The organism is Rhodoferax lithotrophicus (assembly GCF_019973615.1).
In the GTDB taxonomy this organism is placed as follows: domain Bacteria; phylum Pseudomonadota; class Gammaproteobacteria; order Burkholderiales; family Burkholderiaceae_C; genus Rhodoferax; species Rhodoferax lithotrophicus.
The window spans coordinates 3,540,933-3,553,606 of sequence record NZ_AP024238.1 but is presented as its reverse complement, the minus strand read 5'-3'; the positions used below and the strand labels follow the sequence as shown (position 1 = coordinate 3,553,606).

Sequence of the window (12,674 nt, the reverse complement as noted above, 5' to 3'; positions counted from 1 at the left end):
TTACCCATTGAAATTTGCAGCGCATGACTCACGCCAAGATTAATCCGAAAACGGTGCCGGTGGACAGGGTTGATCACCATTTGCCTGCTGTACCTATGGAGGCCTTGCAGCCCCAGGCCTTGCGCCAGCGGTTTGTTGCACCCTTGGCATGGGAACCTGAATTTCTGGCCGAGAAAAAATTTTTAGACCGTTCACCCGTGTCCGCCGCGGTGCTTGTGCCGATCATCATGCGCCCTGAACCCACGGTGCTACTCACGTTGCGAACCATGCATCTTTCAACCCATTCGGGGCAAATTGCGTTTCCAGGAGGGCGCATGGATGCGACAGATGCCGATGCAGCCGCGGCCGCCTTGCGTGAGGCCCAGGAAGAGGTTGGACTGGCTGCTTCATTTGTGGAAGTGTTGGGCCAATTGCCGGTTTATGTGACCGGTTCGATGTTTCATGTGACCCCCGTTGTTGCGCTGGTCTCACCCGATTTTTCGTTGCAACTCAATCCGTTTGAAGTGGCCGAAGCCTTTGAGGTGCCGTTGCATTTTTTGATGAATCCGGCACACCATCGGCATCACTTGGTCAATTGGCAAGGTGTTCAGCGCGAATGGTTGTCCATGCCCTATCAGGATGGTGACAACGAACGCTTTATATGGGGTGCCACGGCCGGTATGTTGCGTAACTTTTATCGTTTTTTGCGAGCTTGAGCATCACTGCCGCTATGATGATTACATGAGCTTTATCTCTGTACTTTTTGCTCTGCTGCTGGAGCAGGCGCATCCCCTGGGCCGGGGCAATGTCATCCATGCATCCATGCGTTCTTGGGTGAGATGGTGTACCCGGAATTTGGATGCAGGTAAACCCTTGCACGGCTGGCTGGCTTGGGGCGCAGCGGTTGGTCTGCCGTCTCTCTTGGCTTTGCTGGTTTACTGGGCATTGGACTTGTGGATTGGCTGGCCATTGGCCATGGTTTGGAGTGCTTTGGTTCTCTATGCATCTCTGGGGTTCCGCCAGTTCAGCTTTCACTTCACCCAAATTCGTGATGCTCTGGCTGTGGACGATGAACCGTTGGCGCGTACTTTATTGTCAGACTGGCAGCATATTGAAACGCAGAACTGGTCACGTAGCGACATGATTGGACGTGTTATTCAGTTTTCCGTACTGGCTTCACATCGACATGTGTTTGGTGTGTTGGCATGGTTTTCTGTGTTGGCCGCTTTTGGTTTGGGACCCATGGGTGCGGTTTTGTACCGGCTAAGTGAATTTGTTGCGCGGTATTGGCAACATCAGAGTCAAACGCACCACCAACCAGTGAGTGAAGCATTACAAACCAATGCACAAACGGCTTGGAATCTCATGGATTGGCTTCCAGCCCGGGTCACTGCCCTGGGCTTTGCTGTAGTGGGTAATTTTGAGGAGGCCATCGATGGCTGGCGTCAATATGCTGAACAGTCTGGCCAGCAGAATGATGGGTTGCTGTTGGCCGCCACCGCTGGTGCGGTTAATATTTCCTTGCCGACCATGGGTATGCCTGTTCCAGGCTTGGCTGCATCGGTTGTGGGTGAGCGTCCGAACCAGCGACCTGCACCCGAATTGGCTCATTTAGCCATCGTCGTGGGGTTGGTTTGGCGTGCTGTGGTCATGTGGGTGGTATTGCTGGCACTTTTGACACTGGCCCGTTTGCTAGGCTAATTTTTTTCATCTATTCGGGCTATTGACCCTGTCTATTGGGCACAAGTTGTTCTCTAATTAGTAGTTAAACGTGGAAAAAACCTGTTATTTCAGCCCCGTCGTGGCGCAACTATCGCCTTATGTGCCGGGTGAGCAACCCAAGTTGGCCAACTTGGTCAAGCTTAATACCAACGAAAACCCGTACCCGCCATCTCCTCAAGTGATTGCAGCCATCACTCAGGCGGCCCAACAGGGTTTGCAGCTTTACCCTGATCCCGCGGCTACGGTACTGCGCCAAGCGATTGCAGCACAACACGGACTAACCCTCGAGCAAGTGTTTTTGGGCAATGGCTCGGACGAAGTGTTGGCACATGTCTTTTTTGCCTTTTTTCAGCAAAACTGCCCACTCTTGATGCCTGACATCAGCTACAGCTTTTACCAGGTGTATTGCCGCCTGTATGGCATTGAAGTGCGCACTGTGCCACTGGATGTGAGTTTGCAGCTGCGTGTTGCGGACTACGCTACAGACCGTGCGGTGGCCGGAGTGGTGCTGGCCAACCCGAACGCACCTACCGGCATGGGGCTGCCTCTAAGTGATATCGAGTGCTTGCTGCAGATGCATCCCAACCGTGTGGTGCTGGTGGATGAGGCTTATGTTGATTTTGGTGGGCAAAGTGCCGTGGGTTTGATTGACCGTTATCCCAACTTGCTGGTGGTTCATACTTTGTCCAAATCGCGTTCTCTGGCCGGGTTACGCATTGGCTACGCTTGCGGACAGGCGCATTTGATCGATGCGTTGACACGAGTGAAAAATAGCTTTAACTCCTATCCGCTGGATCGCCTGGCCATTGCCGGTGGGGTGGCGGCTTTTGAGGACCGGGCTTACTTTGAGCAAACTTGTCAAGCCGTCATGAGCAGCCGGGAAGGCTTGGTATTGGCGCTTGAGGATCTGGGTTTTGTGGTGTTGCCATCCCAAACCAATTTTGTGTTTGCTCGTCATCCCAAGGTTGATGCAGCCCAATTGGCCACCAACCTGCGTCAGCGCGGGGTGTTGGTGCGCCATTTCAATCAAGCACGTATTGAGCAGTATTTGCGCATCAGTATTGGCACGCTTCATCAATGTGATCAGCTCGTGATGACTTTGACGGAAATTCTTCAACCTGTTGTTGACCGTTGAATGGCGTATGGGCGGCTGTTTTTATTCGTTGGAGTGTGCGTTTAATAACGCCGCATGCCCTTAAGCTCAGCATATAAATCGCTGTAAATTTTGTAGCGATTCACACTTATTTCATCTGCGCTATCGCTCGATTTGACTGCAGAAATTACACCACACCCCGGTTCATGCAGGTGGCTGCAGTTGTAAAACTTGCAGTTCTTCACATGCGGTTTTAAATCTGGCATGTAGGCGGCCAGTTGTGCGGGATCAATGTGGTTCAGGCCAAACTCCTGAAATCCTGGGGAGTCAATCAATGCCGTGGTTTTCTCCACATCGACCCAATACCAAGTGGTGCTGGTGGTGGTGTGTTTGCCACTGTTCAGAGCTTGTGACAACACGCCGGTTTGGACCAGTGCACCGGGAATCAGACAATTGATCAAGGTGCTTTTCCCAGCGCCCGAGGGACCTAGCACCAGCGTGGTTTTTCCTGCCAGGCGTTGGGTCAGGGTTTGGCGGCTAGGTGCTTCATCCTTGAGCGATAGCGGAATCACGTCGTAGCCCATGTTCCGGTAGGGCAACAACCATTCCCAAGCCCGGGCAAATGGCACGGTCAAATCACTTTTATTAAGGGCAATCAGCGGCGTGATGTGCTGTTCTTCTGCTGCGATCAGGGCGCGTGAAAGTTGGCCGCTGGAAAACTCGGGTTCGGCGGCCAACAGAATCAGCACCTGATCCAGGTTCGCGGCAAAGGTTTTGGTACGCACATCGTCCTGGCGATAAAACAGGTTGCGCCGAGGCTCAATTTTCTCAATCGTGCCTTCGTCCTGGGAGGCCAGCCACAGCACCCGGTCGCCCACCACACCCTGGCTTTTTTTACCACGAGAGTGGCAAATCAAACGCTCACCCTGATCCGTTTCCACCAGAAAATGTCGCCCATAGTTGGCCACGATCAGGCCAGGTGCACGCAAATTGAGGGTCATGAAATGCTGCCAGGTGAGGCCATGGGCAGGGCATCTATGGTTGCTGCGTTGTCGAAATCAAGCTGGGTCAGCCCGCCGACATCGTGGGTTTGGTATTGCACCACACAGCGGTCAAAATGAACCTGCAAAGCCGGGTGGTGATTGCGTATCTGAGCGATCCAGGCCACGCTGTTCACAAATGTCATGGTTTGGGCGTAGCTGGCAAACCTGTAGGTTTTTTCTATCACCAGATCGCTGCCATCCCCACTGAGTTTCCAACCCTCCAGCTTCGCTAAACTTGCTATTATTTGTGTAGCTGTTAGCGCTTTACTGATAGGCACTAGAGTGCTATTTTTCATATAAATATTGGGTTTTAAGCTGAGGCATTCATGCGTGACAGGCGCTCAGATGCACCAGGATGTGAGTAATAAAAACGCACATATAACGGGTCAGGAGTCAGGGTAGAAGCGTTGTCTTCGTACAGCTTGAGCAGTGCGGTGGATAAGTCTGATGCACTGGTTTGTTGAACAGCATAAGCATCGGCCTCAAATTCATGGGTGCGAGACAGTTGGGCAAAAACCGGCGCAACAAAGAAACTGAACAGGGGCAGTGCCAGCATGAAGAGCAAGAGTGCCAGCGCGTCATTGGCCGCCATCACATTCGGTTGGACACCCAGGCCGGTATAAAACCAGGTTTGTTGTGCCAAATAGCCCAGCAGGGCAAAGCCGGCCAAACTCATGGCAAACATCGACACGATGCGTTTGAGGATGTGTTTGTGTTTGAAATGCCCGAGTTCGTGCGCCAGTACCGCATCCACCTCGTCTGCGCTGAGCTTGGAGAGCAGCGTGTCGTAAAACACCACCCGTTTGGCTGCGCCAAAACCGGTGAAATAGGCGTTGGCATGGGCACTGCGTTTGCTGCCATCCATCACAAACAAGCCTTTGGCGTGAAAGCCGCAGCGTTGCATCAGTGCTGTGACACGGGCTTTCAAGGTCTCATCTTCCAGTGGAATAAATTTGTTGAATAAGGGCGCAATCAGTGTGGGGTAAATCACCAGCAACAGCAGGTTAAACCCCATCCAGAACAACCAGGCCCACAACCACCACAAGCTACCCGTGGCCGCCATCATCCATAAAATCAGCGCGGCAATAGGCAGGCCAATCAAAGCGCCAATCAAAGTGGATTTCATCAAGTCAGCCAGCCACAATTTGAGCGTGGTCTTGTTGAAGCCAAACCGCTCCTCCAGCACAAAGGTTTGGTACCACGACATCGGCAACTCGATCAGTCCACCCACCAGGACAAAGCTCAGCAACAGCATCAATTGCTGTGTCATGCTGTTGCCCAGCCATTGCGCCAACACTTCATTCAGCGCAGACAAGCCGCCCAGCAGTGTCCACGCCAATAACACGACAGTCTCCAATGTCATTTCAAGCAAACCCAAACGTGCCTTGGCAAGTGTGTAGTCGGCGGCCTTTTGGTGTGCATCAAGTGAAATGGTTTTTGAAAAAGCAGTTGGTACGGCACTGCGGTGGAGCGCCACATGGCGAATTTGGCGCGAACTGAGCCAAAACTTGATCAATAAGCCCAGCACAAGGGCCGCGGTAAACAAACAGGTGAAAGCAAAGGAAAGATCGGTCATAGATGTGAAGGCGGGTATGGCGGCGAAGTTTAGGGCATCAGCGACAATCCGCCGCCATGAGTTCCACCAACACCCACACCTCCAGTGCGCCTCTGGCCAAATCCGACCAAAATCTGATTTGGCTGGATTGTGAAATGACCGGCCTGAACCCCGAGCACGACCGTATCATTGAAATTGCCGTGATCGTGACAGACCCCTTGCTGACACAACGTATTGAAGGCCCGGTGCTGGTGATTCACCAGAGTGATGAACTCTTGGGCGGCATGGATGCCTGGAACAAGGGTACACATGGCAAAAGTGGCCTGATTGACAAGGTCAAGGCATCGGTGATGACCGAGCTTGAAGCCGAGCAGCAATTGCTGGCATTCTTGACCCACTATGCGCCCAAAGGCACTGTGCCCATGTGTGGCAACAGCATTGGTCAGGATCGGCGGTTTTTGGCCAAGTACATGCCCAAGCTGGAGGCGTTTTTCCATTACCGGAATCTGGATGTCAGCACCCTCAAGGAGCTGGCCAAACGTTGGGCCCCGCTGGTCCAAAAAAGCTTCAAGAAAAAGCAGCGTCACACCGCTTTGGCCGATGTACATGAGTCCATTGATGAGCTGGAACACTACCGCGCCCACTTTCTTCAACTGCCAAGTTAGGTAGAAACCCGAATTCATGGCATAATCCTTGGCTGCACTGCAAACCGTAGTGCATATTTGCACATCTCCCAACATTCACTGAGTCCAAAGCCAAGCTGATTTTCAGTTTGAATTTAAAAGGGCTCCCTGCTTCGAAACGAACTCAATATTGTTGAGTCTGAGCCGGTTCCGTTTGATGGTTGATGTTTTTTAACCATCACACGGAGCCACCGCACAACTTGCGGGGCGCCGCGTTTGAGGACATTCCATGACTGACGCTACTTTAGCGGCTGGCGAAATTTCGTCTGCCGAAAACTTTTCCAATGACATCAACTTGTTGCCACACGATGCAACCGACGCACCCGAGGTCGAAGTTGTTGACGTTCCCAACGGCTTTGTGACCCTGGGGCTGGCTCCAGAACTGATTCTGGCGGTCAAAGACCTGGGCTTTACCCAGCCGACCACAGTTCAGATGAAAACCATTCCATTGGCCATGCAAGGTGTTGCCAATGACGGCAGTGCTGCGAAATTCATCGACTTGATGGTTTCCAGCCAGACCGGCAGTGGCAAAACAGCAGCATTCTTGCTGCCCGTGTTGCACACCTTGCTGAAACAGCAAGAACAGGCCGAAGCCGATGCACGTGCGCAATACGAGCATGCCGTGGCGGAAGCTGCAGCCAAAGGTGAAGCACCTCCCAAACGCGCCAAACGCAAAGACCCCACCAACCCACGCCACTTCACCGCCCCGACCCCTGGCGCATTGATTGTGTGCCCCACCCGCGAACTGGCCCAGCAAGTGGCCCACGATGCCATCGACCTGGTGCAGCATTGCCGTGGCCTGCGTGTGGCCAACATTGTGGGTGGTATGCCTTACCAGTTGCAAATTGCCAAATTGCAAAACGCCAACCTGGTGGTGGCTACGCCCGGCCGTTTGCTCGATCTGCAACGCTCGATGCAAATCAAGCTTGATCAGGTGCAGTTTTTGGTGGTCGATGAGGCTGACCGCATGCTGGATCTCGGCTTCTCGGACGACCTGGCTGAAATCAACCAGCTCACCATTGACCGCAAGCAAACCATGATGTTCAGCGCGACCTTTGCGCCGCGTATTCAGCAACTTGCTGCCCGGGTCATGCGTGAACCGCAACGCATCACCATCGACAGCCCCCAAGAAAAACACGCCAACATCAAGCAAGTGCTGTTCTGGGCCGACAACGCCCAGCACAAACGCAAGCTGCTCGACCACTGGCTGCGCGACACCACCATCAACCAGGCGATTGTGTTTGCCAGCACACAAATTGAATGTGATGGCCTGGCCAATGATCTGCAGCAAGACGGTTTTGACGCAGTGGCTTTGCATGGCGCTTTGAGCCAGGGTCTGCGCAACCGCCGTTTGATGGCTTTGCGTCAAGGCCACGTGCAAATTCTGGTGGCCACCGATGTGGCCGCCCGCGGCATTGACGTGCCCACCATCACCCACGTGTTCAACTTTGGCTTGCCGATGAAAGCCGAAGACTACACCCACCGCATTGGCCGTACCGGCCGTGCCGGGCGTGACGGTCTGGCCATCACCTTTGCCGAATTGCGTGATCGCCGCAAGATTTTTGACATCGAAGCCTACAGCCGTCAGCCGATCAAGCCTGATGTCATTCCTGGCCTGGAACCCAAACAGCGTATTCCTGAATCACGCCCCAGTGGTTTTGGTGGCCGCGACAACCGTGGCGGTGGCAATTTTGCCCCGCGTGATCGCAAATTTGGCGGCGGTGGCCGTCCCACCGGTGGCTTTGATGCACCACGTGGCCAGTTTGATGCACCGCGCGGCGGTTTTGCTGACAGAAATGCCGGTGGCCCGCGTATCGTAGGCGCAGGTAGCTATCAAAACAATAGTTCTGGCTTTGCCGACCGTGATAGCCGCCCATCAGCTGCGCCCCGCGAAGGTTTCAGCTATGAACGCAAAGGTGGTTTCAACGACCGCTTTGCCGGTGAACGTAATGCAGGTGCGGCTCCCCGTGCAGATTTCGCCCCTCGCAAGCCAGCTTTTGGCAAACCCGCTTTCTCCAAACCTGCGGGTGGTGGCAAGGTGTTTGTGCCGCGTGATGCACAAAAGCGTTTTTCTAAAAACGACCGCTGAGCTGCAGTCACGTATCCAAAGAGCCCATAGGTTAAAGAGCCTACGGGCTCTTTTTTTGTCGGTGGTACACGTGGCTCATGCACAATCAACATCTTTTGGGGAGTAGCGATGCCTGGTTTATTGCAGGAAGCGGATTTTGAGTTGTTATTTGACTCTGCGCCAATTTCGCTTTGGCTTGAAGACTACAGTGCACTCAAGACGCTGTTTGAACACTGGCGTGCCCAGGGTGTGACAGAAATTGAGGCACATCTGCGGAACTCTCCAGAGTTGATCCAGCAGTGTGCCCAATGTTTACAAGTGATCAAGGTGAATCAGCAAACACTCAAGGTTTTTGCTGCCCCCAGCCAAAAAGTATTGATTGAGCGCCTGTCAGATGTCTTTCGCGGCGACATGTTTGAACAAATGCTTCTGGAAATGAAATATTTGTGGCATGGCACACTGAACTTTACCAATCAAACTGTCAATTACGGATTGGATGGCCGTCGCATTGACGTGCAGATTTGTGTGCGTGTATTACAAGGTCATGAAGCGAAGTGGGACAGGGTTTTGGTTTCTTTGGAGGATGTGACGGAGCGAGAACAAGCTCGCCGTCAACTCACGTTGAGTGAGCGTTATGCGCGCGATTTGTTTGACTATTCACCAGTGTCACTTTGGGTTGAAGATTTCAGCGGGGTCAAGCATTTGCTTGATGAAGCACGTGGCCTGGGTATTCGGGATTTTCGGGTGTTTGTGAATGTACATCCAGATTTTGTAAGTCGTTGTGCCGCAAAAATCAACGTGCTGGATGTGAATCAGGAAACGTTGTCTATGTTTGCGGCGCAGTCCAAAGAAGAACTCTTGGGAAAGCTTGATTGTGTGTTTCGCGATGAAATGCACGATTCATTTGCCGAGCAACTGCAAGACCTCTGGAACGGCAAAACTACCCAAATGCGTGAGGTGATCAACTATTCCCTGAGTGGTGAAGTGATCAACATACACATGCAGTTCGCAGTGCTTGCTGGGCATGAGGCGACTTGGGACATGGTTTTGGTGTCACTGGTGGATATTACAGCCCGTAAAAAAGCTGAAGCGTATCTGGAATACCTTGGCAAGCATGATTCACTGACCCGTTTGTGTAATCGGGCGTTTTATACCGACGAACTAAATCGTCTCTCGCGCAAAGGTCCGTGGCCATTGAGTGTCTTGCTGATGGATTTGAATGGACTAAAGCAAATCAACGATGTTGAGGGGCATGGCGCAGGTGACAGTTTGCTGCGTCGCGCTGGCGAGGTTCTCACCAGTGCCAATGTGGGTAAGGCTTATTGTGTGGCGCGTATCGGGGGCGATGAGTTTGTGGCGTTGATGCCGGGATGTGATGCTCGGCTAGCACATAGTTTTCGTGAGCGCATTGAATCCTTGATTGAACTTAACAACCAGTATTACCCAGGACAAAAATTGAGCATGGCTATTGGTGTTGCCACAGGCGACGCAACCACATCGGCGGAGTTCATCGTTGGGTTGGCTGACAAGTCCATGTATGAATCCAAAGCGCGTTATTACGAAGAAGAAAAAATGGAGCGGCGCAGGGGATAAAGACAAGATGCACTCACACTGCATTTGTAATGCAATAAAAATGCTGGATCCGCTTTGATTTGAGCAATCGATGGAAATTGCGGATAGATTTGACGCAAAAAAAGCCTACCACTTTTAAATGGTAGGCTTTTATTTGGCGGAGTGGACGGGACTCGAACCCGCGACCCCCGGCGTGACAGGCCGATATTCTAACCAACTGAACTACCACTCCTGATAGTTACAAACTGCACTCACAGTGCCAAGTTCATCCACAGATGAAACTGGCGACCCCACGGGGATTCGAACCCCGGTACTCACCGTGAAAGGGTGATGTCCTAGGCCTCTAGACGATGGGGTCTCATATTTATCTGATCAATCTACCCAATATGTGGACAGTTTGAGCTAAGAACAAGATTCGGAGAAAGCCGGAGCTTCGATGTAACTTGGTGGGAACTGAGAGATTCGAACTCTCGACCGACGGATTAAGAGTCCGCTGCTCTACCAGCTGAGCTAAATTCCCTTTTAGTTGCTAACCGAGCTTGATATTATAGCGGCAAATTTTGGCTTTAAATCAGGTCAAAGCCAGCGTAACCTGACCTGAATCCGCAAATCACAGGGACAAAGTCGACTTTCAACGGCAAGCCATCATCTCTCAGGCAATCCCCAGCAAATCCATCACTCCGCTGATGAAGGTCAGTGGATGCACCGGGCAGCCGGGCACGTAGAGGCTGGGCGGGTATTTGTCCAGAAACTCGCGTCCAATGGCTTCACTGTCGGCAAACACCCCGCCTGAAATCGCGCAGGCGCCTACGGCGATCACCAGTTTGGGCTCGGGAATCGCTTCCCAGCAGATTTGCAGGGCGGCCATCATGTTGCGGCTGATGGGGCCGGTGAGCACCAGGCCGTCGGCGTGACGCGGGCTGGCAACGATGTCGATGCCGTAACGACCCAGGTCGAAGTTGACGTTGGACAGGGCGTTGACTTCCATTTCGCAGCCATTACAACCGCCCGCCGACACCGAGCGTAATTTCAGTGAACGGCCAAAACGCTGGTGCAATTCAGCCGACATCACCACCGGGTCAATGTGGGGCCGTGCGGCGGTCACCACCAGGCCTTGGCGCGTGGTGGCCGATAGCTTCACATCGTTGTTGAAGCTCAGTTTCTGGCTGGGGCACACCGGGGCGCAGTCGCCACACAGTACGCAGCGACCCAGGTCGATGGCGACGGCATCTGCGTGGTCTGCTTTTAATTCGATAGCGTTAGACGGACACACTTCCTGGCATAGGCGGCAGTTTGGTGCACAAGTCTGGTCGGAAATGAGGGGTTTGCCGCGAAAGCCGCCAGGTTGGGCGGCACGCAGGTCGCGGATGAATTGCGTGCCTTGGGCTTTGCGGACGGCGAGGGATTGGAACATGGTGAATCTATAAATCGTTGCCGCAGTACGAGAGATCAAAACTCTTGTTGCAAATCGGAAAGTCCGAGATTTGTTGCTTGCGCAGCGCAAAGGCCAGGCCAAACCAGTTGGCCAGACTCGGGTCTTGCACCTTGGCGTGGAGGAGTTGACCGCTGGCATCGGTTTCCAGCGCCACCATCACCGGGCCACGCACGCCTTCCACCAGCGACACCACCTGCGCATTCGGGGCCAGCGGCCAGTTTTCAGATGGGCTGGTTTGGGCAAACGGGTCTCGCGTGTCCGCCAGGTTCAGCGTTGGGTCAGCCAGGCGATCCATCAGCCATTGGGTGCTGGCCTCGATCTCTTGCATACGTTGGCGGACCCGCGCCCAGCAGTCGCCCGTGGCCTGGGTCAGCAGTTGGGGTGGATGGGCGGCGTACAAGCCGTCGGGCAGGGTGTAGCGCAAGTCACACGCCATGCCGCTGGCACGCGCCACCACGCCGGTCAGGCCCAGGTCTTGTGCCGCCCGCACGGACACTGTGCCCACGCCTTTGAAGCGTGCTTGGGTGCTGCGGCTGGAAGTCATCAGCGCGTTGACCTGCTGCAAGTCGGGCAGAAAAGCGCGCAGGGTTTTGAGCACATCGGCCCGCAAGGCCTCGCCCATCGGCGCGCTAGCACCGGGGCGAATCCAGCCTTTGCCAAAGCGGTTGCCGCAGACACGCTGGCTGGCATTGATGATGGCGGTGCGCAGGCGCTGGTAAGTGCCCGCAGGCTGCAGGTAGGCAATGTCGGTGGCCAGACCGGTGAGTGTGGCCAAGTGCATGGCAACCCGCTCCAGTTCCAAACCGATAGCGCGTGACGCTTGTGTGGCAGGCGCTACAGGCCGATTGGCCAAAGATTCCAGGGCGGCGTTGAAGGCCCAGCTGTAGGCCAGCACCGAGTCACCCACGATGGATTCCACTAGCGGGCTCAGGCGTTGTGGTGGTTTTTGCAGCAGCAGCGCCTCCACCGCCCGGTGCTGGTAGCCGAGCTGGATTTCCAGGTGCTGCACCTGCTCGCCATGGCACATGAAGCGAAAGTGCCCCGGCTCAATCACCCCGGCGTGGATCGGGCCGACGCCCACCTCGTGCACTTCGGTGCCGCGCACCTTGAAGAACGGGTAGTCGTTTATGTGCTGCTGGCGCACACCTTCAAAACGCACCGGCTTGAGCCAGGGGTGGCCGTCGGGCAACAGGCCGGTTTGCTCCCACAACTCGCGCTCAAAAATTTGGGCGGCAGGGAATTGGGTGGTCAGGCTCGGGTAACTTGACCCGGCGGCCACATGGGCGCGACGCACACACAAACCTTCGGGTGTGAGCAGCACGGCGGTGACGACCACCCCCGCCTCTTCACCTGAGGTGGTGGGCCGTCCAAACCAGGAAATAAGTGTATTTTTGGCCTCTAGCGCTTGTAATACAAGCGCAACAAGCTCTGATATAGATAGCAAATTTTCAATGGATGACAACTGTGCCACAGGCAACGGATGGTCGCTTGAAGATACGCGAGGCATGGCGTTTGGAGTGCAAG

General features: G+C 54.1%; 11 protein-coding genes and 3 tRNA genes. 6 read left to right on the top strand and 8 right to left on the bottom strand.

The features are described from left to right. Positions 1-23 precede the first annotated feature (23 nt). The 3 genes from LDN84_RS16365 to hisC all read left to right on the top strand — a co-directional run bounded on the left by LDN84_RS16365 (position 24) and on the right by hisC (position 2,836). Positions 24-695 carry a CoA pyrophosphatase gene (locus tag LDN84_RS16365; protein ID WP_223904498.1) on the top strand — a complete coding sequence of 224 codons (672 nt, stop codon included), beginning with the start codon at positions 24-26 and terminating at the stop codon, positions 693-695. 25 nt (positions 696-720) lie between these two features. Next, positions 721-1,680, top strand: coding sequence for a cobalamin biosynthesis protein (locus LDN84_RS16360; RefSeq protein WP_223904497.1), 960 nt, complete (start codon positions 721-723; stop codon positions 1,678-1,680). Positions 1,681-1,750: 70 nt separating this feature from the next. Then, on the top strand, positions 1,751-2,836 hold the full coding sequence (hisC, locus tag LDN84_RS16355; protein WP_223904496.1) for a histidinol-phosphate transaminase: 1,086 nt from the start codon (positions 1,751-1,753) through the stop codon (positions 2,834-2,836). A gap of 41 nt (positions 2,837-2,877) precedes the next feature. Here hisC and rsgA read toward each other — a convergent pair whose 3' ends face one another. Genes rsgA through LDN84_RS16340 form a run of 3 tightly spaced genes read right to left on the bottom strand, consistent with a single transcriptional unit; the run spans position 2,878 to position 5,413 of the window. Then, a complete protein-coding gene (gene rsgA / locus LDN84_RS16350) occupies positions 2,878-3,795 on the bottom strand; it encodes a ribosome small subunit-dependent GTPase A (RefSeq protein ID WP_223904495.1) in 918 nt (305 codons plus the stop codon). After that, complete coding sequence (locus LDN84_RS16345; RefSeq protein WP_223904494.1) at positions 3,792-4,133, bottom strand: 4a-hydroxytetrahydrobiopterin dehydratase; 342 nt, start codon at positions 4,131-4,133, stop codon at positions 3,792-3,794. The genes rsgA and LDN84_RS16345 overlap by 4 nt, the downstream gene beginning before the upstream one ends. A 14-nt stretch (positions 4,134-4,147) precedes the next feature. Beyond that, on the bottom strand, positions 4,148-5,413 hold the full coding sequence (locus LDN84_RS16340; RefSeq protein WP_223904493.1) for a M48 family metallopeptidase: 1,266 nt from the start codon (positions 5,411-5,413) through the stop codon (positions 4,148-4,150). A 56-nt stretch (positions 5,414-5,469) separates the two neighbouring features. On the opposite strand from LDN84_RS16340, the gene orn reads away from it, so the two are divergent. From orn to LDN84_RS16325, 3 genes are all read left to right on the top strand, one after another. Continuing rightward, the gene (orn, locus tag LDN84_RS16335; protein WP_223904492.1) at positions 5,470-6,057 is read left to right on the top strand and encodes an oligoribonuclease; all 588 of its coding nucleotides are present in this window, start codon (positions 5,470-5,472) and stop codon (positions 6,055-6,057) included. 247 nt (positions 6,058-6,304) lie between these two features. Next, the gene (locus LDN84_RS16330) at positions 6,305-8,164 is read left to right on the top strand and encodes a DEAD/DEAH box helicase (protein ID WP_223904491.1); all 1,860 of its coding nucleotides are present in this window, start codon (positions 6,305-6,307) and stop codon (positions 8,162-8,164) included. A 108-nt stretch (positions 8,165-8,272) separates the two neighbouring features. Then, positions 8,273-9,736: a sensor domain-containing diguanylate cyclase gene (locus LDN84_RS16325; RefSeq protein ID WP_223904490.1), complete on the top strand. Its 1,464-nt coding sequence runs from the start codon at positions 8,273-8,275 to the stop codon at positions 9,734-9,736. A gap of 134 nt (positions 9,737-9,870) precedes the next feature. Here the strand turns inward: LDN84_RS16325 and LDN84_RS16320 are convergent. The 5 genes from LDN84_RS16320 to LDN84_RS16300 all read right to left on the bottom strand — a co-directional run bounded on the left by LDN84_RS16320 (position 9,871) and on the right by LDN84_RS16300 (position 12,657). Beyond that, positions 9,871-9,947: transfer RNA gene (locus tag LDN84_RS16320), tRNA-Asp, on the bottom strand. A 50-nt stretch (positions 9,948-9,997) separates the two neighbouring features. Beyond that, positions 9,998-10,073, bottom strand: a tRNA-Glu gene (locus LDN84_RS16315). A gap of 86 nt (positions 10,074-10,159) precedes the next feature. Next, positions 10,160-10,235, bottom strand: a tRNA-Lys gene (locus LDN84_RS16310). Between the two features lie 132 nt (positions 10,236-10,367). Then, positions 10,368-11,129, bottom strand: a complete 762-nt coding sequence (locus LDN84_RS16305; RefSeq protein WP_223904489.1) for an NADH-quinone oxidoreductase subunit B family protein — start codon at positions 11,127-11,129, stop codon at positions 10,368-10,370. 7 nt (positions 11,130-11,136) lie between these two features. Continuing rightward, positions 11,137-12,657, bottom strand: a complete 1,521-nt coding sequence (locus tag LDN84_RS16300) for an NADH-quinone oxidoreductase subunit D-related protein (protein WP_223904488.1) — start codon at positions 12,655-12,657, stop codon at positions 11,137-11,139. Between the last annotated feature and the right edge of the window lie 17 nt (positions 12,658-12,674).